This window comes from Micromonospora sp. NPDC049282 (assembly GCF_043197045.1).
GTDB lineage: Bacteria > Actinomycetota > Actinomycetes > Mycobacteriales > Micromonosporaceae > Micromonospora.
In genome coordinates this window covers 209,062-230,114 of record NZ_JBICSL010000005.1, presented here as the reverse complement: position 1 = coordinate 230,114, position 21,053 = coordinate 209,062, and the positions used below count along the sequence as shown (strand labels likewise).

The following is a 21,053-nucleotide window of genomic DNA, read 5'->3' as shown; positions in this document are numbered from 1 at the left end:
CGGCGCGGGCACGGGCACGACAACCGCCGGCTGCGAGCGGGCGGAAGCGCGCAGGGCGGTCAGCGGGTCTGCTCCAGCCAGGACGCGTAGAGCAGGGCGTAGACCGAGTCGGTGTCGCGCACCAGCTCCTCGTGCGGGCCGCGCTGGACGATCCGGCCCCGGTCCACCACGATCACCTCGTCGGCCGCCTGCGCGGTGGAGAGCCGGTGCGCGATGGCGAGCGTGGTGCGCCCCCGGGTGACCGCGTCCAGCGTGCGTTGCAGGCGGACCTCGGTGGCCGGGTCGACCGCGCTTGTCGCCTCGTCGAGCACCAGCAGGTCCGGGTCGGCCACGTAGGCGCGGGCCAGCGCCACGAGCTGCCGCTCGCCGACGCTGAGCGCCTCGCCGCGCTCCCCGACCGGGGTGTCCAACCCGGCCGGCAGCCCGTCCAGCCAGTCGGCCAGGCCCAGCTCGGTGAAGGCGGCGGTGAGGCGGGCGTCGGTCAGCTCCGGGCGGGCGAAACGGACGTTCTCCCCGACCGTGGTGTCGAACAGGAAGCCGTCCTGCGGCACCATCACCACCCGGGTACGCAGCGAGTCGAAGCGCACCCGGCGCAGGTCGACGCCGGAGAGCAGCACCTCGCCCTCGGTCGGGTCCATCAACCGGGTGAGGAGCTTGGCGAACGTGGTCTTACCGCTGCCGGTCTCCCCCACTACCGCCACACGGCTCTTGGCCGGGATGTCCAGCGTCACGCCGTGCAGCACCGGCGGCCCGCCCGGGTAGGCGAACGTCACGCCGGCGAAGCGGACGTCGAGCGGACCGGACGGCAGTTCCCGGCCCTGCCGGCCCGGGTCGGCCACGTCCGGGGCGACGTCCAGCACGTCGAGCACCCGGCGCCAGCCGGCGATCGCGTTCTGCGCCTCGTTGAGCACCTCGGTGGCGATCTGCACCGGCTGGATGAAGAGCGTGACCAGGAACAGGAACGCGGTGAGCTGGCCGACCGACAGGGTGCGGTCGACGCCCAGGCTCACCCCGACCACCACCACGCCGGCCAGCGCCAGGCCGGCGGCCAGTTCGCCGACCGAGCTGCCCACGATGCTGATCCGGATCGCCCGCTGCTGGGCCACCCGCTGCCCGTCGATCGCCGCGTCCAGCCGGCGGGCGGTGCGCCCGGAGATCCCGTACGCCCGGATCACCGGCGCGCCCACCACGCTCTCGCCGATCGCGCCGAGCAGCGTGCCGGTCCGCTGCCGGACCAGCCCGTACGCGCCGGCCAGCCGGCGCTGGAGCCGCCGGATGACCAGCACCGCCGGCGCGAACGCCACGAGCACCACGAGCGTCAACTGCCAGGAGTACGCCAGCATCACCGCGGTGGTGACCACCAGTTGGCCCAGGTTGACGAGAAGGATCACCCCGCCCCACTGGAGGAACTGGGTGATCTGGTCGACGTCGCTGGTGACCCGGGAGACCAGCGACCCGCGTCGCTCGGACTGCTGGTGCAGCATGGACAGGTCGTGCACGTGCCGGAACGCCCGGGTGCGCACGCCGGCCAGGGCGGTCTCGCTGACCGTGAACAGCCGGCGCATCATCAGGTAGCCGCAGGTGGTGGTGACCACCAGCACGGCGGCGGTGACCGCCACGGTCAGCGAGATGACATTCAGGTCGAGCCCGCCGACGATGCCGTGGTCGATGCCGCGCTGCACCGCCACCGGCACGGCCACCCGGCCGACCATGTAGACCAGCGCCAGCGCCAGCGTGCCGGCGAGCCCGGTCCTCAGCTCCGGGGAGAGCGCCAGCCCTCGCCGCAGCGTCCCCCAGGTCGACTCGGTCCGCTCCTCGGCGGCGACACTGCTCACCGGGCCCGCCTTTCGTTCGCGACTGCGGGGCTCCGCTGCGCTGCGCTCCTCGCGCTCACCGGTCCACCTCCAGGCCAGAGGTCATCGGGGTGACCTCGTCGTACGTGCGGTTCTGCTCGCGCTCCTGCTCGGCCTGCTCGTACGCGGTGACCAGGTCGGCGTAGCCGGAAACGGTGGCCAGCAGCTCGGGGTGGGTGCCGCGGGCGACCACCCGGCCCTGCTCCACGTAGATCACCTCGTCAGCGAGCGCGATGGTGGCCCGCCGGTAGGCCACCACCAGGATCGACGCGGGCGCGCCGCCGTCCGCGGGGGCGCGCAGGCCAGCCAGGATGGCCGCCTCGACCCGCGGGTCGACGGCGCTGGTGGCGTCGTCGAGCACCAGCAGCCGGGGCCGGCCGGCGAGCGCCCGGGCCAGGGTGAGCCGCTGCCGCTGCCCGCCGGAAAGCGAGGTGCCCCGCTCGCCGACCATGGTGTCCAGCCCGTCCGGCAGCGCGGCGACGAAGCCGTCCGCCTCGGCCAACCGCAGCGCCGCCCACACCTCGTCGTCGCCGATGCCGGCCCGGTCCAGCGAGATGTTGGCCCGGACCGTGTCGTCGAAGACGAACGGCACCTGGGCCACCAGCGCCACCGTGGCGGCGAGCGAGGCGGCGGTCAGGTCGCGCACGTCGACGCCGTCCAGGGTCACCCGGCCGGTACGCGGGTCGACCAGGCGCACGGCCAGCGAAGCGATGGTGGACTTGCCGGCGCCGGTCGGCCCGACCAGGGCGACCGTCTTCCCGGCCGGCACGGTGAACGTCACCTCGCCGAGCACCTCGGCGCCGGGCAGGTGCGCCTCGGCCGGCTCGTAGGAGAAGTGGACGTCGCGGAACGTGAGGGTGGCCGGGGCGGGGGTGGCCGGGTCGAGTGCCGTCGTGCCGTACGGCATGTCGCCGGTGGCGTCCAGGACACGACGCACCCGGTCCCAGCCGGCGACGCTGCGCGGAAGTTCGGCCAGCACCCAGCCGATGGCCCGCACCGGGAAGGCGAGCACGGTGAACAGGAACGCGACGCTGACCAGCTCGGTGACCGTGATCGCGCCCTGGTTGAGCCGGACCGCGCCGACCACCAGCACGGCGAGCGTGCCGAGGCTGGGCAGCGTCTCCAGCATCGGGTCGAAGACGCCGCGCAGCCGGCCGACGGAGATCAGCGCGTCGCGCAGCTCACCGGCGCGGGCGGCGAAGCGGGCCGTCTCCTGCGACTCGCGGCCCATGGTCTTGACCACCAGCGCGCCGTCGAAGCTCTCGTGCGCGATGCCGCTGACCTCGGCGCGCAGTCGCTGGGCTCGGGCCTGCCGGGGCGCCATCCGGCGGGAGTAGACCACGTTGAGCGCGAACAGCGCGGGGAAGACGGCGAGGCCGACCAGGGCGAGCGCCCAGTCGGTGAGGAACAGCGAGGCGACGGCGCCGACCAGCATCACCAGCGTGCCGACCGCGAACGGCAGCGGCGCGATCGGGTACCAGGCGGCCTCCACGTCGGAGTTGGCGTTGGAGAGCAACGTGCCGGTGGAGTTGCGGTGGTGCCAGGCCAGCGGCAGGTCCAGGTAGCGGCGGGTGACCCGGCGGCGGTAGGCGGCCTGGAGCCGGTACTGCATGTAGCCGGCGCCGAGCCGCCGGCCGAAGATGCCCACCACCCGCAGCACGCTGATGCCGAACAGGGTCGCCGCGGCCAGGGCGAGGGTCCCGGTGCCGACGGCGCCCCGCAGGACGGCGGGGATGGCCACCTCGCCGACGACCGCTCCCACCACCCGGGCGCTGGCGATGACCAGGAGGCCGAACAGCACGCTGCCGCTCACCGCCACGGCGAAGATCCTCGGCTCTTCCCGGATGGCCTGGCCGAGCACCCGTAGCCCCCTGCCGAGCACGTCCCGACTTGTCCCGCTCGCCACGCTCTCCCCCGCCGTAAGCCGCAATATTCTCCCCCATCCTTACCGCTCGCCGCCACGTCCGCCGACCCGGCCGGGATATGTCCGCGGTCACGTTCCACGGACCGCGCGTCCGACGACCGGCCGCGGGCGGTCGACCAGCGCCGCCGCGCCGCCGCGCTGCGCCGATCGGCCCGATCGGGCCTACCATCGGGTCATGCCGCGGTACGCCCGGACGGAGCGCGAGGCGCTCGCCGACCTGATGCTGGAACTCGGACCGGACGCGCCGACGGTCAACGAGGGGTGGACCACCCGTGACCTGGCGGCGCACCTGCTGGTGCGGGAGCGCCGGCCGGACGCGGCCGGTGGCATCCTGCTGCCGCCGTTGCGGGGCCACGGCGAGGCGGTCCGCCTCAGGGTCGCCGCCGGCCCGTACGCCGACCTGGTCGACCGGGTCCGCCACCCGCCGGTGTGGAGCCCGGTGAGCAATCCGCTCACCGACGAGCTGGCCAACGGCGTGGAGTTCTTCGTCCACCACGAGGACGTGCGCCGGGGCCGGCCCGGCTGGCGCCCGCGCGACCTGCCGGCCGGCCAGCAGGCGATGCTCTGGAAGCGGGTCACCCTGCTGGCGCGGATGGCGCTGCGGCGTTTCCCCGCCGAGGTGCTGGTGCAGGCGCCCGGGCACGGCGAGCTCCGGGTCGGGCGGGGCGGCGAGCGGCTGCGGCTGGTGGGCGCGCCGGGCGAGCTGGTCCTGTTCCTGAGCGGCCGGCAGCGGGTGGCCCGGGTGCAGGTGGACGGCCCGGTCGGGACCGCTGACCGGTTGCGGACCGCCGAGCTGGGCTTCTGACCGAGCGTGTGCGAACCGTGACCGGCTTATTGTGAAAAACGCACATCCCAGTGATGAAATCCGATCTCCCCTGCCGTACGCTCCTGGCCGCCGCCCGGCCTCCCCGGCGGCGGACAGGGGGCAGGGATGCGTGGATTCGCGCTCTCGGCGCTGCACGAGCCACCCTTCCCGGCGCGACGGCACCCCGCGGTCGATCGGGTCGCCGCGGAGAGCGCCGACTGGGTACGCGACCTCGGCCTGGTCGGTGATCCGGCCGCGCGGCGCCGGCTGGCCGGCGCGCACGCCGCGGAGCTGGCCGGACGGGCCTGCCCGGAGGCGCCCCTGGCCGGCCTGCGTCTGCTCACCGACCTGATCAACTGGTTGTTCGTGGTGGACGACGCCTGCGACGACGACGGCCTGGGCGTCGACCCCACCCGCCTGGCCCCCACCGTGGCGGCGCTGCTGACCGTGCTCGACGGGCACGGCGACCCGGCCGCGCCGGCCCCGACCGGCGCCGGCCCGCTCGCGACGGCCCTGCACGACCTGTGCCGGCGGGCCCGGGACGTGCGGCGGCCCGCGCTGCTGCTGCGCCTGGTCAGCCAGTTGCGCGAATACCTGTTGGCGCTGCTCTGGGAGGCGGCCAACCGGGAGCACCGGCGGGTGCCCGGGGTGGCCGAGTACGTGCAGATGCGCCGGCACACCGGCGGCGTACGGCCCAGCTTCACGGTGACCGACCTGGCGAACCCGGCGCGGCCCGGCTCCAGCCGGCGGGCCGATCCGGCGCTGACCGCGCTGGACGGCCTCGCCACCGATCTGGTCTGCTGGTGCAACGACCTGTTCTCCTACGACAAGGAGCGTGGCCTCGCCCCGGCGACGCACAATCTGGTCACCACGATCGCGGGCGAGACCGGGCAGGGCGAGGAGGCGGCGCTGCGCGCGGCGGCCGCCCGCTTCAACGCGACGCTCGCCGCGTACGCGGAGCGGGACGCGACGCTGCTCGCCGACGCCGACGACGGGGTACGGGCGTTCCTGGCCACCCGGCGGCACTGGATCCGGGCCACCTACGACTGGTCCCGCGCCGCCGCCCGGTACACCTGAGCCGGCACCCTGGCCATTCAGCACTAGCCGCTGCCCCGGTGCACCCAATACTCTTCGGTAACCGCAGACCGGCGTGACCCCCGTCACGCCCCTCCACCCCTGAAGGCGGCTACCGCGATGGCTCTCGATATACCGTACCGTTCCGTACCGGACATGTTCCTCAAGCGCGTGGCGGATTCCCCCGACCGGCACGCGTTCGCCCACCCCGCCCAGGACGACTCGGGCCCGGTCTGGCTGACGTGGGAGCAGGTCGGGCAGCGCGCCAGGGCGATCGCGGCCGGGCTGCACGGGCTCGGTGTGGGGCTCGAGGATCCGGTGGCGATCCTGGCGAACACGCGGCTGGAGTGGGTGCTCGCCGACTTCGGCGTCATGTGCGCCGGCGGGGCCACCACGACCGTCTACCCCACCACCGAGCCGGAGGACGCGGTCTACATCCTCGCCGACTCCGGCTCGCGGGTGCTGTTCGCCGAGAACCCGGCCCAGGCGGCGAAGATCGCCGGCGCGGACCTGCCGGCGCTGACCCACGTGGTGCTGCTCGACGGCACGCCCGACCCGGCGGCCGGCATCCCGCAGCTCACCCTGGCTCAGCTGGAGGAACGCGGCGCCGCCGCGCTGGCCGCCGAGCCGGACCTGGTCGACCGGCTGGTCGCCGGCATCGGCCCGGACCACCTGGCCACCCTGATCTACACCTCGGGCACCACCGGCCGGCCCAAGGGTGTGGAGCTGCTGCACGGCGGCTGGTGCTGGGAGGGCGTGGCGCAGGCCGAGCTGGGCCTGCTGCGCGTCGACGACCTGCAGTACCTGTGGCTGCCGCTGTCCCACTCGTTCGGCAAGACGCTGCTCTGCGGCGCCACCCACGTCGGGCTGCCCACCTACGTCGACGGCCGGGTGGACAAGCTGGTCGAGCTGCTCGGCGTGGTCCGGCCGACGCTGATGTGCGGCGCGCCCCGGGTCTTCGAGAAGGTCTACAACAAGGCGGTGACCACGGCGCAGTCCGCCGGCGGCGCGAAGGCGAAGATCTTCGCCTGGGCGGTCGCGGTCGGCAAGGAGAAGGTCGCGCTGGAGCAGGCCGGCAAGCCGGTCCCGGCCGGGCTGCGACTGAAGTACGCACTCGCCGAGAAGCTGGTCTTCAGCAAGCTCCAGGCGCGGCTCGGCGGCCGGATGCGGGTCCTGGTGTCCGGCGCGGCGCCGCTGAGCCAGGAGATCGCCACCTTCTTCGCCGCCGCCAACCTGCCCATCTCGGAGGGGTACGGCCTCACCGAGACCAGCGCCGGCGCGTTCGTCAACCCGCCCGACGGGCTCCGGATCGGCAGCGTGGGTCGCGCCATGGGCGACCTGGAGTGCCGGATCGACACCGACGGCGAGATCCTGGTCCGCGGCCGCCCGGTCATGCGCGGCTACCACAACCTGCCCGGGGAGACCGCGGAGGCGTTCACCGACGACGGGTTCTTCCGCACCGGCGACATCGGCACGCTCGACGACGACGGCTACCTGCGCATCACCGACCGCAAGAAGGACCTGGTCAAGACGTCCGGCGGCAAGTACGTCGCGCCGTCGCACATCGAGGGCGTGTTCAAGGCCGTCTGCCCGTACACCTCGCAGGCGGTGGTGATCGGGCAGGCCCGTAACTACTGCACCATGCTGGTGACGCTGGACCCGGACGCGATCCAGGCCTGGGCCGCCGGCACGCCGCTGGCGGGGCGCGACTACACCACGATCGTCACCTCGCCGGAGGCGCAGGCGATGGTCGAGGGCTACGTGGCCGAGCTGAACGCCAAGCTCAACCGCTGGGAAACGATCAAGAAGGTGACGATCCTCCCCCGCGACCTCACCATCGCCGACGGCGAGGTCACCCCGTCGCTGAAGATCAAGCGCCGCAGCGTGGAGACCAACTTCGCCGGCGAGATCGACAAGATGTACGAGGGCTCGCTCGCCGAGTTGTAGCCCGCCCCGGCGCCGCGCGGGCCGTGCCCCACCGTCCCGGGGCACGGCCCGCGCCGGACCGGCCCCGGCGGCTCGCGCCGGTCACAGATGCCGCTGCCGCCAGCGGCTCTGCTCGGCCTCGGTGGCGAGCTGTTCCTCCAGCGCGAGCTGGCGCACCCGACGCCGGTGGTCGTTCTCACTCCGCGTCTCCCACCCGACGCCGGCGACGGTGAGCACCGCCAGCACGCCCAGCGCGCCCACCTCGGGCAGCCGGAACGCGAGCGGGCCGGCCGCGGCGAGCACCACCACGGTGACCAGCAGCGCGCGGTGCACCTCGTGCACCGCCAACCACCAGCAGCCGGCGATGCTGAGCAGGTAGAGGCACACGCCGGCGAACAGGACACCGCCCCAGAAACCGCCGACCGGCCAGCCCCAGGGCGGGGTCGCCGGGTCGGCGACCTCGGCCAGCAGATCCTTGAGGCCGAGCGCGAAGAGGATGGTCCCGGCGACCATCGGCAGGTGCAGGTAGGTGTAGACCGCGCGCGCCAGCCGCAGCCGGGCGCCCTTGTCGCGGGCGTGGTGCAGCGCCTGCTCCAGCGCGAACGCCAAGGTGTCGAAGTACGCCCACCAGAGCGCCGCCACCACCAGGATGCCGAGCAGCGCGGCCACCGCCACCGGGCCGGTCAGCGGCAGCCCGGTCTTCGGGCCGAGCCCGAGCGCGATGATCGACTCGCCTAGCGCGACGAGCACCATCAGCGCGTGCCGTTCCGCCCAGTGCCCGGCCGACAGCACCACCCACCAGTGCCAGGCGACGGTGGTGCCGACCACGTACTCGACCAGCACCGCAAGCGTCCAGAGCGTCAGTTGCAGCCCGACCACGAACCGGCCCTCGGGCAGGGTGGCGCGGACGACCCCGGCGGCCACCAGCAGCGCGGTCGCCGTCGTCGGCACCAGCAGGCGCAGCAGGAACCGCCGTCGGCGCACCGGGTCGGTGCGGTCCACCCGGCCGAACACGCTCAGCTGGGCCATCCGGATCACGAAGTAGCAGCCGGCGAAGACCAGCGGGCCGGACAGGCCGCCCGCGCGGTCCTTGAACGCTTCGGGCGCGCTGAGCACCAGCAGGAACGTCGCCGCCACGGTGACGAAGCCGACCAGCGGCAGGATGCCCTGGTCGGCGCGGCAGGCGTTGCCCACCCGGGCGAACCCGGTCCACGACCACCAGAGCAGCGCCAGCACCAGCAGGAACCGGTAGAGATTGACCGGGGTCAGGTACGTGGCGGTCAGGGTGGTGACGCTGAGGAACGCGAAGACGAAGACCAGGTCGTAGAAGAGTTCCAGCCGGGTGGTGCGCGAGCCGGGGGCGGCCGCTCGTAGTGCCCACGACCAGCGGGCGTCGCTCCGGTTCCCCACCCGGGCAGTGTGCGGCGCGCGCCCGGCCCGGTGGCACGGTTCCAGCGATCGCCACCGGAACGGGCGCGGGCGCTGTCAGGCGATGACGCTGGGCTCCCGCCACTGCGGCCGGCCGGCCCGGTCCAGGTCGTAGCGGACCGCGGCGAGCCGCCCCACCGCCTCCACCAGCTCGGCGGCGGGCAGCGTGAAGGGCAGCCGGAGGAATCGCTCCAGCGTGCCGTCCAGGCCGAACCGCGGCCCGGGCGCCAGCCGTACGCCGACCTCCTCGGCCGCCCGGGCCAGCGCGCTGGAGATCGGGCCGTCCAGCTCGGCCCAGAGCGTGACGCCGCCGCGTGGCACCGTGACCCGCCAGTCGGGCAGCCGGTCGGCGAGCGCGGCGACCAGCGCGTCGCGCTGGGCGGCGAGTTGCGTGCGGCGGGCGGCGACGATGGTCGGCGCCTGGGCGAGCAGGTGCACCGCGACGAGCTGGTCGAGCACCGGGCTGGCCATGTCCACCCCGACCCGGGCCGCGGCCAGCCGCTGCACCTGGGGCGCGGAGGCGCGTACCCAACCGATCCGCAGCCCGCCCCAGTAGGGCTTGCTCATCCCGCCGATGCTGATCACCCGGGAGTGCCGGTCGAAGACCGCGACCGGTGGCGGCAGCGGGGTGCCGTCCAGCGGCAGGTCGACGAAGGACTCGTCCACCACCAGGTCGGTGCCGGCCGCGTGGGCCGCGCCGACCAGCCGCTCGCGCAGGTCGGCCGCCATCAGGTGACCGGTCGGGTTGTGGAACTCCGGGATGACGTACGCGAGCTTCGGCCGGGTCTGCCGGAGGCTGCCGAGCAGCAGGTCGGCGTCCCAGCCCTCGTCGGAGAGCCCGTGCGTGGCGATCCGGGCCCGCCGGGCCCCCAGCGCGGCGAGCGCGTTGGGGTAGGTGGGCGACTCCACCAGCACCGGCCCGCCGGGCGACAGCGCCAGCCGCAGCACCAGGTCCAGCGCGTGCTGGGTGCCGCTGGTGACCATGATCTGCTCGGGGCTGGTGGGCAGCCCACGTTCGGTGTAGCCCCGGGCCACCGCCTCGCGCAGCTCGATGATGCCGGTGGGGTGGTAACCGGCGCCGCCGAGATAGCGGGGCAGGTCCTCGGCGGCCGCCCGGGCGGCCGGGACGAGCTGCGGCGGGGCGGAGAGCGCGGCCACCCCGAGGTCGATCATGTCCCGGTCGTCGAGCGGGGTCCACAGGCCGGTGCTGGCCACCCGGTGGGTGCCCGGCAGCATGGTCCAGCTCCCGGCTCCACGCCGGCTGGCGAGGTGGCCGCTCTCCCGTAGTTCCCGGTAGGCGGCGGTGACGGTGGTCCGGCTGATCCGCAGCGCCTCGGCCAGTTCCCGCTCGGCCGGCAGGCGTACACCGAGGGGGAGCCGGCCGTCGGCGAGCAGGCCACGCACGGCGGCGGCGAGCGCGACGTAGTCGGGGCTGCGGCGACGGCCGGGCAGCGCGTGCCACTGACCGAGCAGTCGCGCCAATTGGACACCACGCACCTGGCTGGTCATGGCCACCTCTCCCCGATTGGCCTCTTCATGGCCGGCAATTGGACCCTAGGGTGGCATGCATGGTACAGCTTGGCAATCTCCGGCACCGTCCGGTGCGGCGACTCACCCAGCTCTACGCCGGCCTGGTCCTCTACGGGCTCAGCATGGCGCTGATGATCCGCTCCGGGCTCGGTCTGGACCCCTGGGACGTGTTCCACCAGGGGCTCGCCCGGCAGACCGGCCTCTCCTTCGGCACCGTCACCATCGCCGTCGGCGCCCTGGTGCTGCTGCTCTGGATCCCGCTGCGGCAGCGCCCCGGACTCGGCACGGTCAGCAACGTCGTGGTGATCGGGCTGGTCGTCGACGGCACCCTGGTCGTGCTGCCGCCGGGCGAGGGTCTGCCGGTGCGCGCCGCGCTGCTGGTCGTCGGGATCGTCGCCAACGGCGCCGCCACCGGTCTCTACCTCGGCGCCGGCCTCGGCCCCGGGCCGCGCGACGGCCTGATGACCGGGTTCACCGCCCGCCGCCCCCGCTTGTCGCTCCGGCTGGTCCGCACGGTCATCGAGGTCACCGTGCTGGGCCTCGGCTGGCTGCTCGGTGGGACCGTCGGCCTCGGCACCGTGGCCTACGCGCTGGCGATCGGGCCGCTCGCCCAGCTGTTCATTCCGATCTTCGCACTGCCGGCCCGACCGGCCAACGCCTACGCTGCGTGAACGTCGCCGGGCCCACCGCCATCGGGCCCGTCCGCCCGCACGGCCCTGAGCTGCGACGACGTACGACGGCAAAACCGGGTGTTTCCTCTGCCGTCGCGGGCGGGCATCATTCGTGCATGGGGGAGAACGGATGGCGTTGGAGCGACGCCTGGATCTTCGTCGCGTTGGTCATCGCGAGCGGTGCCGGCCGGCACCGCAGGGCCGCCTCGACACGCCGCCCCGAAGGGGTGCGCCTCGCCGACGTCCTCTCCACCGCCGACCACCTCAACCAGGCCATTCCCGAACGGCACGAGGTCGAGGGGGCGGTCCGCCGGCTCGCCGGGGCCGGCCTGGTCAGCGTCTCCGACGGCTGGTTCCGGGTCACCCCGGACGGTGAACGGCTCTGGCGCACCCGGCCCAGCGCCGGGCTGGGCACCACGGTGGACACCGTGCAGGGCGTGCTGGCCCGCCGGCACCCGCCGGGCGAAACCGAGTGGCAGCTCGCCGAGGACGACCACGCGGCGGCCGTCCAGGAGTACGTGGTCCGGTCCATCCCGATGCCACGCCGCTCCCCCGAGGGGCGTTCCGGCCGGCCCTGAACGCCGGCCCGACCGGCTTCAGCGCACCGGGTGCCCGGCGCCGCGCAGGGCGTCCTTGACCTCGCCGACGGTCAGCTCACCGAAGTGGAAGACGCTGGCCGCGAGCACCGCGTCGGCGCCCGCGGCGACGGCCGGCGGGAAGTGCGCCACCGCGCCCGCGCCGCCGCTGGCGATCACCGGCACCTCGACCACGTCACGGACCGCCCCGATCAGCTGCAGGTCGAACCCGGCCTTGGTGCCGTCGGCGTCCATCGAGTTGAGCAGGATCTCGCCCGCGCCCAGCTCGGCGCCGCGCGCCGCCCACTCGACCGCGTCCAGCCCGGTGCCGCGCCGGCCGCCGTGCGTGGTCACCTCGAAACCGCTCGGCGTCACCCCGGCCGGGGCGCGACGCACGTCCAGCGAGAGCACCAGCACCTGCCGGCCGAACCGGTCGGCGATCTCGGCGATCAACTCCGGCCGGGCGATGGCCGCGGTGTTCACCCCGACCTTGTCCGCGCCGGCCCGCAGCAGCGTGTCCACGTCCTCGACCCGCCGGATGCCGCCGCCCACGGTGAGCGGGATGAAGACCGACTCGGCGGTGCGCCGCACCACGTCGAGCATGGTGCCCCGGTCGCTGGACGAGGCGGTCACGTCGAGGAACGTCAGCTCGTCCGCGCCGGCCCGGTCGTACGCCGCCGCCAGCTCCACCGGGTCGCCGGCGTCGCGCAGGTCGAGGAAGTTGACACCCTTGACGACCCGCCCGGCGTCCACGTCCAGACACGGGATGACCCGTACCGCCACCGTCATGCCCGGAAGCCTAGCCAACGCGCGGGCGGCGGCGACCGGCCGGTGAGGCCGATCACCGCCGCCGGGGCGTGCACCGATCAGAGGCGGACGAGCATCTTGCCGAGGTTCTCGCCGCGCATCAGGCCGAGGAACGCCTCCGGGGCCCGCTCGATGCCGTCGACCACCGTCTCGTCGTACGACAGCCGGCCCTCGCGCAGCCAGCCGGCCATCTCCTGGACGAACTGCTCGCGCAGGTGGCCGTGGTCGCCGACGAGGAAGCCGCGCAGGGTCAGCCGCTTGCCGATCACCAGCGCCAGGTTGCGCGGGGCGGCCGGCGGCTCGGCCGAGTTGTACTGGGCGATCATGCCGCAGATGGCGGCCCGGCCGTGCAGGTTCATCGCCCCGATCGCGGCCTCCAGGTGCTCGGAGCCGACGTTGTCGAAGTAGACGTCGACGCCGTCCGGGGCGGCGGCCTTGAGCTGCTGGTACACCGGGCCCTCGTGGTAGTCGAAGGCCGCGTCGAAGCCGAGCGCGGTGAGCCGCTCGACCTTCGCCCGGGAGCCGGCGCTGCCGATCACCCGGCCGGCGCCGCGCAGCTTCGCGATCTGCCCGACCATGCTGCCCACCGCGCCGGCCGCGCCGGAGACGAAGACGGTCTCCCCCGGCTTCATGGCCGCCACGTCGAGCAACCCGGCGTACGCGGTCAGCCCGGTCATGCCGAGCGCGCCGAGGTAGGCGCTGACCGGGGCGACGCCGGGGTCGACCTTGCGCACGGCCTTGGCGTGGACAAGCGCGTACTCGCGCCAGCCGAGGCTGTGCAGGACGACGTCGCCGGGCTTGACGCCCTCGGCCTCGCCGGCCACCACCTCACCGACCGCGCCGCCGTCGAGCGGGGCGTCCAGCGCGAACGGCGGCAGGTAGGACCTGACGTCGTTCATCCGCCCGCGCATGTACGGGTCGACCGACATGAACTGGTTGCGGACCACGAGCTGGCCCGGCCCGGGCGTCGGCACCTCGGTGGTGACCAGCCGGAAGTTGTCGGCGGTCGGCCAGCCCTCGGGGCGGGACGCCAGATGGATCTCCCGGTTCACGCGGCTGCTCACCGGGCCTCCTTCGTTCGCGACTGCGGGGCTCGCAGACCCGGCTCGCTCTTCGCGCTCACCGGGCCTCCCGGACGGTCCGCGCGACCTCGATGTTGCCGCGGGTCGCGTTCGAGTAGGGGCAGACCTGGTGGGCGGCGTCGACAAGCTGCTCGGCGGCCGACCGCTCGACCGCGGGCAGGTCCACCACCAGGGTCACGGCCAGGCCGTAACCGCCGCTGCCGTTCGGCCCGATGCCCACCTCGGCCTCGACGACCGAGCCGGAGACGTCCGCCTTGGCCTGGCGGGCCACGATGCGCAGCGCGGAGTGGAAGCAGGCGGCGTAGCCGGCGGCGAAGAGCTGCTCGGGGTTGGCCGCGCCGCCGGCGCCGCCCATCTCCTTCGGCACGGCGAGGTCCAGCTCGACGGTGCCGTCGGAGGTGCGGACGTGGCCGTCGCGGCCGTCGCCGGTGGCCTTGGCGGACGCGGTGTAGAGGACCTGCATGGTCACTGCTCCTTCTGTCGGTGGATTGTCTCGGTGACCCGGGTGAGGGTGTCGCGCAGCCCGACCAGCTCGGCCTCGGTGAGGCCGGTGGCCCCGGCCACCCGCATCGGCACCTCGTCCATCCGCTCCCGCAGCGCCCGGCCCCGGTCGGTGAGGCCCACCTCGACCCGGCGCTCGTCGGCCGCCGAGCGGGTACGCACCACCAGACCGGCCGCCTCCAGCCGCTTGAGCAGCGGGGAGAGCGTGCCGGAGTCGAGCCGGAGCCGCGCGCCGAGCTCGGAGACCGTGGGGGCGTCGTCGCCGCGCTCCCAGAGCACCAGCAGCACCAGGTACTGCGGGTAGGTCAGACCGTGCTCGTCGAGGATGGGCCGGTAGACGTCGGTCAGGGCGCGCGACGCCGCGTAGAGGGCGAAGCACACCTGCCGGCGCAGCACCAGATCATCGGTCACGCGCCAAACCGTAGCGCACAATCAAATTGTGCACAACTTATTCACGCGGACCGGGTCGAGAGGCATGTCGCGCTCCCGACCGGGGCGCGGCGGAGGCGACCCATCATCAAGAACGCCTTTGCAGCTGATATCAGCAACGACTCGACACCGACCGCGTCGCGCCGCGCCGCGCCGGGGCGGGGCGGGGCGGGGCGGGTGAGTCGTTCGTGACATCAGCTCCAAAGGCACCGGAAAGACGACCGTGCCGCGTGCGGACCGGGCAGATCAGCCTGCGGGGAGGTACGCCTCCAGCTCGATCTCGACCAGGTGCTCCGGGTCGACCAGGCCGGCCACCACCACCATGGTGGCCACCGGACGTACCGGGCCGAACACCGCGTTGTGCGCCCGACCCACCTCGTCGACGAAGATGCGGTCGGTCACGTACATCCGGGTCCGCACCACGTGGCCCGGTTCCGCGCCCACCTCGGCGAGCGCGTCCAGGCCGATCCGGATCGCCTGCGCGGTCTGCGCCGCCGCGTCCCCCACGTGCGCCACTCGCCCGTCCACCGTGGACGTGCAGCCTGCCGTGATCGCCAGCGCGCCGGCCCGGACCACCCGCGAGTAGCCGTAGCGCGCCTCCCACGGCCCGCCCGAGCCGAGCCGGGTGACCACCGTGCCCGCCAGGCCGCCGACCGGCGGCTCACCCACGCCGTCGAACGGCAGCGCGTCCGGGGCGGCGGTCACGCGCCGGCCCGCAGCGTGGCGAGCGCCTCCGCGACGGTGAACGCGCCGGCGTAGAGCGCCTTGCCGGCGATCACGCCCTCCACCCCGACCGGCTCCAGCGTGGCCAGCGCCCGCAGGTCGTCCAGCGTGGACACACCGCCGGAGGCGATCACCGGGGCCTCGGTGCGGGAACACACCTCGCGCAGCAGGTCCAGGTTGGGCCCGCGCATCGTGCCGTCCTTGGTGATGTCCGTGACCACGTACCGCGCCGCGCCGGCGGAGTCCAGGCGGGCCAGCACGTCGTAGAGGTCACCGCCGTCGCGGGTCCAGCCACGCGCCGAGAGGGTACGACCGCGCACGTCCAGCCCGATCGCCACCCGGTCGCCGTACTCGCCGCAGATCCGGTCGCACCACTCGGGATCCTCCAGCGCGGCGGTGCCGATGTTGACCCGGGCCGCGCCGGTGCCCAGCGCCGCCCGCAGCGACTCGTCGTCGCGGATGCCACCGGAGAGCTCCACCCTGACGTCCAGCTTGCCCACCACCTCGGCGAGCAGCGCGGCGTTCGTGCCCCGCCCGAACGCGGCGTCCAGGTCGACCAGGTGGATCCACTCCGCGCCGTCGGACTGCCAGGCGAGGGCCGCGTCCAGCGGGTCGCCGTAGGCGGTCTCGCTGCCGGCGGCGCCCTGCACGAGCCGGACGGCCTGGCCGTCTGCGACGTCCACGGCGGGCAACAGGTCAAGGCTCAACGGTTGTCTCCTCGCATCCTCAACGACGGTCCAGCGCGATCACCACGATCGCCGGCAGGACCAGCAGCAACAACACGACCAACGCCAGCCGCAGCGCGAGGTCGTCGACGAAACTCCAGATGCCGACCACCGCGACGCCGGTGAGCAGCACGATCGCCGCCCGCTCGCCCCGGCTGTGCCGGCCCAGCCGGCCGGTGCGGCCACGGCGCAGCCGCGGCGTCAGCCGGCGTACCAGCGAACGGCGCCGCTCCCGGCGCGCCACCCGGCGGGCCCGGGCGGCGCGTTCCCGCTCCTGGTCGGCCTCGCGCGCCGCCCGGCGCCGGGCCCGTTCCTTACTCACCCAAGTGTTCCGAGCCAGTTGCGCAGCAACGCCGCGCCGGTGTCGGCCGACTTCTCCGGGTGGAACTGGGCGGCCGACAGCGCGCCTCGCTCGACCGCCGCGACGAAGTCCGCGCCGTGGTGCGCGGTGGTCACCGCGGCGCCGGTGGCGGCCAGCGCGACCGGGTCGGTGACCCCGTAGGAGTGGACGAAGTAGAACCGGGCGTCGGCCGGCAGGCCGGCGAGCAGCACCGAGCCGTCCGCGGCGCGCACCGTGTTCCAGCCCATGTGCGGCAGGCGCGGCGCGGGCAGCCGGGTCACCCCGCCGGGCAGCAGCCCGAGCCCCTTGGTGACCACGCCGTGCTCCTCGCCGTGCCCGAAGAGCACCTGCATGCCCACGCAGATGCCGAGCACCGGACGCCCGGCGGCGACCCGCTCGGCGATGACCGGGCCGGCGCCCGACTCCTCGATCCCGGCCATGCACGCGGCGAACGCGCCGACGCCCGGCACCACCAGGCCGTCGGCGTCCGCGGCGGCGGCCAGGTCGGCGGTGACGGTCACCTCGGCCCCGGCCCGCTCCAGCGCGCGCTCGGCCGAGCGCAGGTTGCCCGAGCCGTAGTCGAGCACCACCACCCGCCGGCCCATCAGCTCTCCCCGGGCAGCAGCCACAGCACGCCGCCGGCGGTGGCCAGCACGGCCAGCAGGCCGGTGATCACCACGGCGGCGCGGGCGGCGCCCTGCTTGTGCAACGACCACGTCCCGCCGACCAGTACCCCGGCCAGGATCAACAGCAGCGTCGGCCACACCCGCATCAGAGCGCACCCTTCGTGGACGGCACCACGCCGGCGCTGCGCGGGTCGATCGCGGTGGCCTCGCGCAGCGCGCGGGAGACCGCCTTGAACTGGGCCTCGACCACGTGGTGCGCGTCCGGGTGGCCACCGGGGCGGGCCGCCCGCAGCACGTCGACGTGCAGCGTGACCCGGGCCGCCTGGCCGAACGACTCCCAGATGTGCCGGGTCATGCTGGTCGGGTAGACCGGCCCGATGTACGGCGACAGCGCCGGCTCGTCGTGCACCACGTACGGCCGACCGGAGAGGTCGACCGCGGCGCGGACCAGCACCTCGTCCATCGGGACGGTGGCCGAGCCGTACCGCCGGATGCCGGCCTTGTCGCCCAGCGCCCGGTCGAACGCCGCGCCCAGCGCGAGCGCGGTGTCCTCCATCGTGTGGTGCGCGTCGATCTCCAGGTCGCCGACCGTGTGCACGGTCAGGTCGAAGCCGCCGTGCCGGGCGATCTGGTTCAGCATGTGGTCGTAGAAGCCGACGCCGGTCTCGATGTCGGCCTTGCCGGTGCCGTCGAGGTCGATCTCGACCAGGACCTTTGTCTCGTTGGTGACCCGCTCGATCCGGGCGGTGCGGTTCATGACAACTTCTCCATCGCGGACAGAAAGGCGTCGGTCTCGGCCGGGGTTCCGGCGGTGACCCGCAGCCAGCCGGGCAGGCCGACGTCGCGGACCAGCACGCCGGCGTCGAGCAGGGTACGCCAGGCGGCGCCCTGGTCGCCGCCGACGGCGAAGAGCACGAAGTTCGCGTCGCTGTCGGCCACCCGGTGCCCTCGCGCGCGCAGCTCGGCGACGATCCGGTCGCGCTGCTCCATGATCGCGGTGACGGTGCCGAGCAACGCGTCCCGGTGGGCCAGCGCCGCGCGGGCGGCGGCCTGGGTGAGCGCGGACAGGTGGTAGGGCAGCCGGACCAGCTGCACCGCCGCCACCACCGCCGGATCGGCGGCCAGGTAGCCCAGCCGGCCGCCGGCGAACCCGAACGCCTTGCTCATGGTGCGGGTGACCGCCAGCCGCGGGTGGTCGGGCAGCACGGCCAGCGCGCTGACCGTGCCGGGCCGGGCGAACTCGGCGTACGCCTCGTCCACCACCACCAGGCCCGGCGCCTCGTCCAGCACGGCGGCGACCACGGACGGGTCGAGCGCGGTGCCGGTCGGGTTGTTCGGCGAGCAGAGGAAGACCACGTCCGGCCGGTGCTCGCGCACCTGGGCGACCGCGTCGGCGGCGGTGAGCCCGAAGTCGGCGCCCCGGACACCCGGGATCCACCCGGTGCCGGTGCCGAGCGCCAGCAGCGGGTGCATCGAGTAGGCCGGGGTGAAGCCGAGCGCGGTGCGGCCCGGACCGCCGAACGCCTGCAGCAGCTGCTGCTGGATCTCGTTGGAGCCGTTGGCCGCCCACACGTGGTCGACGGTCAGCCCGTGGCCCAGATATCCGGCCAGGTCGGCGCGGAGCGCCACGGCGTCCCGGTCCGGGTAGCGGTTGAGGTCGCGCAGCTCGGCCGCGACCGCCTTGCCGATCGCCTCGACCACCGGCTCGGGCACCGGGTAGGAGTTCTCGTTGGTGTTCAGCCGCACCGCCACGTCGAGCTGCGGCGCGCCGTACGGGATGCGGCCCCGCAGGTCGTCCCGGATCGGCAGGTCGTCCAGGCCGGTCACGAGACGCCCCCGGGGAAGCGGACGCTTACCGCCTGGCCGTGCGCCGGCAGGTCCTCGACGCCGGCCAGGGTGACCACGTGCGGGGCCACCTCGCGCAGCGCCTGCTCGGTGTATTCGACCAGGTGGACGCCGCGTAGGAAGGACTGCACGGACAGGCCGGAGGAGTGCCGGGCGCAGCCGCCGGTGGGCAGCACGTGGTTGGAGCCCGCGCAGTAGTCGCCGAGCGACACCGGCGACCAGGCGCCGACGAAGATCGCGCCGGCGTTGCGCACCCGCAACGCCCACTCGCGGGCGTTCTCGGTCTGGATCTCCAGGTGCTCGGCCGCGTACGCGTCGACCACCCGCAGCCCGGCCTCCAGGTCGTCGACGAGGACCACCCCGCTCTGCTCGCCGCGCAGCGCGGTGCCGATCCGTTCGGCGTGCTTGGCGGCCGGCACCTGCCGGGCCAGCTCGGCGTCGACCGCGTCGGCCAGCTCGGTCGACGGGGTGACCAGCACGCTGGCCGCGAGGGGGTCGTGCTCGGCCTGGCTGATCAGGTCGGCGGCGACGTGCGCCGGGTCGGCGGTGTGGTCGGCCAGGACGGCGATCTCGGTCGGGCCGGCCTCGGCGTCGATGCCGACCACGCCGCGCAGCAGCCGCTTCGCGGCGGTGACCCAGATGTTGCCCGGGCCGGTGATCATTTCGACCGGGTCGCAGCGTCGCTCGCCGGCCGGGTCGACGGTCGCGCCGTACGCCAGCATGGCCACCGCCTGGGCGCCGCCGACCGCGTACACCTCGTCGACGCCGAGCAACGCGCAGGCGGCGAGGACCCGGCGGTCGGGCAGGCCGTCGTTCTCCTTCTGCGGCGGGCTCACCACCACCAGCGAGCGCACCCCGGCCGCCTGGGCCGGGACGACGTTCATCACCACGGTCGACGGATACATGGCCAGGCCGCCGGGGACGTAGAGGCCGACCCGGTCGACCGGCATCCACCGCTCGGTCACCGTGCCGCCGGACACCACCCGGGTGGTGTGGTCGGTGCGGCGCTGGTCGTCGTGCACCCTGCGGGCCCGGGTGATCGACTCCAGCAGCGCGGCGCGGACCTGCGGGTCCAACTCGCCCTCGGCGGCGCGGATCACCTCGACCGGCACCCGCAGGTGCTCCGGGGAGACGCCGTCGAACCGCTCGCTGGCCTCGCGGATCGCCGGGTATCCATGCTCCCGGACCGCCTCGACGAGGGGACGGATCCGCTCGACCGCCACGGAGACGTCGAGCTGGGCACGGGGCAGCAGGCGGCGCGGGTCGGGCACCCCGCCGCGCAGGTCGATCCGAGTCAGCACGCCTGCGAGTCTAGGCCGCCGCCGGGCGGACCGGCCGGGCGCGCCCGCACGCCGGGACGGTGAACCGGGACACGCCGGCCGAGCGCGATGGAGATACGCTCGATCACGTGAGCGCACGGCTGCCGGTGTTCCCGCTCGGGACCGTCCTCTTTCCCGGGCTGGTCCTTCCCCTGCACATCTTCGAGGAGCGCTACCAGGCGCTGGTGCGCCATCTGGTGGGGCTTCCCGAGGGCGCGCCACGCGAGTTCGGTGTGGTGGCGATCCAGGCCGGCTGGGAGGCGGCGCAGGCCGGGCCGCCGGGACGGTCCGCCGCCGGGCTGGCCGGCGGCGAGGTCACCCTGCACGAGGTGGGCTGCACCGCCGAGCTGCGGCAGGTCACCGAGCTGACCGACGGCGGGTTCGACATCGTCACGGTGGGCCGGCGCCGGTTCCGCATCGCCGAGATCGACTCCGCCGCCGAGCCCTACCTCACCGCCGAGGTGGAGTGGCTGCCCGAGCCGGCCGACGCGGACGAGGCGGCCGACATGCTGGCGGCCCGGGTGATCTCGGTGTTCCGGCACTACCTCGGCCTGATCCGGCCCGACCAGGAGGACATCTCCGAGCAGCTCCCGGAGGATCCGACCGTGCTGTCGCACCTGGTCGCGGCGACCGCCGCGCTGACCGTCGCCGACCGGCAGCGGCTGCTGGCCATCGACCACACTCCCGACCGGCTCCGCGCCGAGCTGCGCCTGCTCAACCGGGAGACGGCGCTGCTGCGCCAGATCCGGGCCGTGCCGGTGCCGCTCAGCGAGCTGGCGGGTCTCCCGGCGCCGAACTGATCCCGGGCGGTGGCGACTGGCCGCCGCCGGACCCCTGCGGGTACGGCCGATCCGCACCGAACCCCTCCGG

The 21,053-nt window shown here is 74.4% G+C and carries 22 protein-coding genes; 6 read left to right on the top strand and 16 right to left on the bottom strand.

Annotated elements, in window-relative coordinates:
• Positions 1-59 precede the first annotated feature (59 nt).
• Both ACGFI2_RS12060 and ACGFI2_RS12055 read right to left on the bottom strand, forming a co-directional pair.
• Positions 60-1,835, bottom strand: a complete 1,776-nt coding sequence (locus ACGFI2_RS12060) for an ABC transporter ATP-binding protein (RefSeq protein ID WP_393514687.1) — start codon at positions 1,833-1,835, stop codon at positions 60-62.
• Positions 1,836-1,890: 55 nt separating this feature from the next.
• Positions 1,891-3,759: an ABC transporter ATP-binding protein gene (locus tag ACGFI2_RS12055; RefSeq protein ID WP_393514684.1), complete on the bottom strand. Its 1,869-nt coding sequence runs from the start codon at positions 3,757-3,759 to the stop codon at positions 1,891-1,893.
• Between the two features lie 193 nt (positions 3,760-3,952).
• Between ACGFI2_RS12055 and ACGFI2_RS12050 the strand changes: the two genes are divergently transcribed.
• The 3 genes from ACGFI2_RS12050 (at position 3,953) to ACGFI2_RS12040 (ending at position 7,603) form a co-directional block, all read left to right on the top strand.
• Positions 3,953-4,582, top strand: coding sequence for a TIGR03085 family metal-binding protein (locus tag ACGFI2_RS12050; RefSeq protein WP_393514681.1), 630 nt, complete (start codon positions 3,953-3,955; stop codon positions 4,580-4,582).
• Positions 4,583-4,708: 126 nt separating this feature from the next.
• Positions 4,709-5,659 carry a terpene synthase gene (locus ACGFI2_RS12045; protein ID WP_393514678.1) on the top strand — a complete coding sequence of 317 codons (951 nt, stop codon included), beginning with the start codon at positions 4,709-4,711 and terminating at the stop codon, positions 5,657-5,659.
• A 117-nt stretch (positions 5,660-5,776) separates the two neighbouring features.
• Positions 5,777-7,603, top strand: coding sequence for an AMP-dependent synthetase/ligase (locus ACGFI2_RS12040; RefSeq protein ID WP_393514675.1), 1,827 nt, complete (start codon positions 5,777-5,779; stop codon positions 7,601-7,603).
• Between the two features lie 81 nt (positions 7,604-7,684).
• Here the strand turns inward: ACGFI2_RS12040 and ACGFI2_RS12035 are convergent, their stop codons facing one another.
• Both ACGFI2_RS12035 and ACGFI2_RS12030 read right to left on the bottom strand, forming a co-directional pair.
• On the bottom strand, positions 7,685-8,992 hold the full coding sequence (locus ACGFI2_RS12035) for a low temperature requirement protein A (protein ID WP_393514672.1): 1,308 nt from the start codon (positions 8,990-8,992) through the stop codon (positions 7,685-7,687).
• 75 nt (positions 8,993-9,067) lie between these two features.
• Positions 9,068-10,519 (bottom strand): PLP-dependent aminotransferase family protein, encoded by a 1,452-nt coding sequence (locus ACGFI2_RS12030; RefSeq protein WP_393514669.1) that lies wholly within the window; start codon positions 10,517-10,519, stop codon positions 9,068-9,070.
• Between the two features lie 59 nt (positions 10,520-10,578).
• Between ACGFI2_RS12030 and ACGFI2_RS12025 the strand changes: the two genes are divergently transcribed.
• Both ACGFI2_RS12025 and ACGFI2_RS12020 read left to right on the top strand, forming a co-directional pair.
• Positions 10,579-11,211 (top strand): YitT family protein, encoded by a 633-nt coding sequence (locus ACGFI2_RS12025; RefSeq protein ID WP_393514666.1) that lies wholly within the window; start codon positions 10,579-10,581, stop codon positions 11,209-11,211.
• Positions 11,212-11,327: 116 nt separating this feature from the next.
• On the top strand, positions 11,328-11,789 hold the full coding sequence (locus ACGFI2_RS12020) for a hypothetical protein (RefSeq protein ID WP_393514663.1): 462 nt from the start codon (positions 11,328-11,330) through the stop codon (positions 11,787-11,789).
• Between the two features lie 18 nt (positions 11,790-11,807).
• Here the strand turns inward: ACGFI2_RS12020 and hisF are convergent, their stop codons facing one another.
• The 12 genes from hisF to hisD all read right to left on the bottom strand — a co-directional run bounded on the left by hisF (position 11,808) and on the right by hisD (position 20,165).
• Positions 11,808-12,575, bottom strand: coding sequence for an imidazole glycerol phosphate synthase subunit HisF (gene hisF / locus ACGFI2_RS12015; protein WP_393514660.1), 768 nt, complete (start codon positions 12,573-12,575; stop codon positions 11,808-11,810).
• A 77-nt stretch (positions 12,576-12,652) separates the two neighbouring features.
• Positions 12,653-13,657 carry an NADP-dependent oxidoreductase gene (locus ACGFI2_RS12010; protein WP_393514657.1) on the bottom strand — a complete coding sequence of 335 codons (1,005 nt, stop codon included), beginning with the start codon at positions 13,655-13,657 and terminating at the stop codon, positions 12,653-12,655.
• 55 nt (positions 13,658-13,712) lie between these two features.
• Positions 13,713-14,138 carry an organic hydroperoxide resistance protein gene (locus ACGFI2_RS12005; protein WP_393514987.1) on the bottom strand — a complete coding sequence of 142 codons (426 nt, stop codon included), beginning with the start codon at positions 14,136-14,138 and terminating at the stop codon, positions 13,713-13,715.
• A 2-nt stretch (positions 14,139-14,140) separates the two neighbouring features.
• Positions 14,141-14,587 (bottom strand): MarR family winged helix-turn-helix transcriptional regulator, encoded by a 447-nt coding sequence (locus ACGFI2_RS12000; RefSeq protein ID WP_393514654.1) that lies wholly within the window; start codon positions 14,585-14,587, stop codon positions 14,141-14,143.
• Positions 14,588-14,851: 264 nt separating this feature from the next.
• The gene (locus tag ACGFI2_RS11995) at positions 14,852-15,310 is read right to left on the bottom strand and encodes a RidA family protein (protein WP_393514651.1); all 459 of its coding nucleotides are present in this window, start codon (positions 15,308-15,310) and stop codon (positions 14,852-14,854) included.
• Positions 15,307-16,035, bottom strand: coding sequence for a bifunctional 1-(5-phosphoribosyl)-5-((5-phosphoribosylamino)methylideneamino)imidazole-4-carboxamide isomerase/phosphoribosylanthranilate isomerase PriA (gene priA / locus ACGFI2_RS11990; protein WP_393514648.1), 729 nt, complete (start codon positions 16,033-16,035; stop codon positions 15,307-15,309). The genes ACGFI2_RS11995 and priA overlap by 4 nt, the downstream gene beginning before the upstream one ends.
• 19 nt (positions 16,036-16,054) lie before the next feature.
• Positions 16,055-16,375: a hypothetical protein gene (locus ACGFI2_RS11985; RefSeq protein WP_393514645.1), complete on the bottom strand. Its 321-nt coding sequence runs from the start codon at positions 16,373-16,375 to the stop codon at positions 16,055-16,057.
• Positions 16,372-16,998, bottom strand: coding sequence for an imidazole glycerol phosphate synthase subunit HisH (gene hisH, locus ACGFI2_RS11980; protein ID WP_393514642.1), 627 nt, complete (start codon positions 16,996-16,998; stop codon positions 16,372-16,374). Before hisH ends, ACGFI2_RS11985 begins: the two co-directional genes overlap by 4 nt.
• Entirely contained in the window at positions 16,998-17,165 is a 168-nt protein-coding gene (locus tag ACGFI2_RS11975; RefSeq protein WP_393514639.1) for a hypothetical protein, read from the bottom strand. Before ACGFI2_RS11975 ends, hisH begins: the two co-directional genes overlap by 1 nt.
• Positions 17,165-17,776, bottom strand: a complete 612-nt coding sequence (gene hisB / locus ACGFI2_RS11970) for an imidazoleglycerol-phosphate dehydratase HisB (protein WP_281587474.1) — start codon at positions 17,774-17,776, stop codon at positions 17,165-17,167. The genes ACGFI2_RS11975 and hisB overlap by 1 nt, the downstream gene beginning before the upstream one ends.
• Entirely contained in the window at positions 17,773-18,846 is a 1,074-nt protein-coding gene (locus ACGFI2_RS11965; protein WP_393514636.1) for a histidinol-phosphate transaminase, read from the bottom strand. The genes hisB and ACGFI2_RS11965 overlap by 4 nt, the downstream gene beginning before the upstream one ends.
• On the bottom strand, positions 18,843-20,165 hold the full coding sequence (gene hisD / locus ACGFI2_RS11960; protein WP_393514633.1) for a histidinol dehydrogenase: 1,323 nt from the start codon (positions 20,163-20,165) through the stop codon (positions 18,843-18,845). Before hisD ends, ACGFI2_RS11965 begins: the two co-directional genes overlap by 4 nt.
• A 107-nt stretch (positions 20,166-20,272) precedes the next feature.
• Between hisD and ACGFI2_RS11955 the strand changes: the two genes are divergently transcribed.
• Positions 20,273-20,983, top strand: coding sequence for an LON peptidase substrate-binding domain-containing protein (locus tag ACGFI2_RS11955; RefSeq protein ID WP_393514630.1), 711 nt, complete (start codon positions 20,273-20,275; stop codon positions 20,981-20,983).
• Positions 20,984-21,053: the final 70 nt, after the last annotated feature.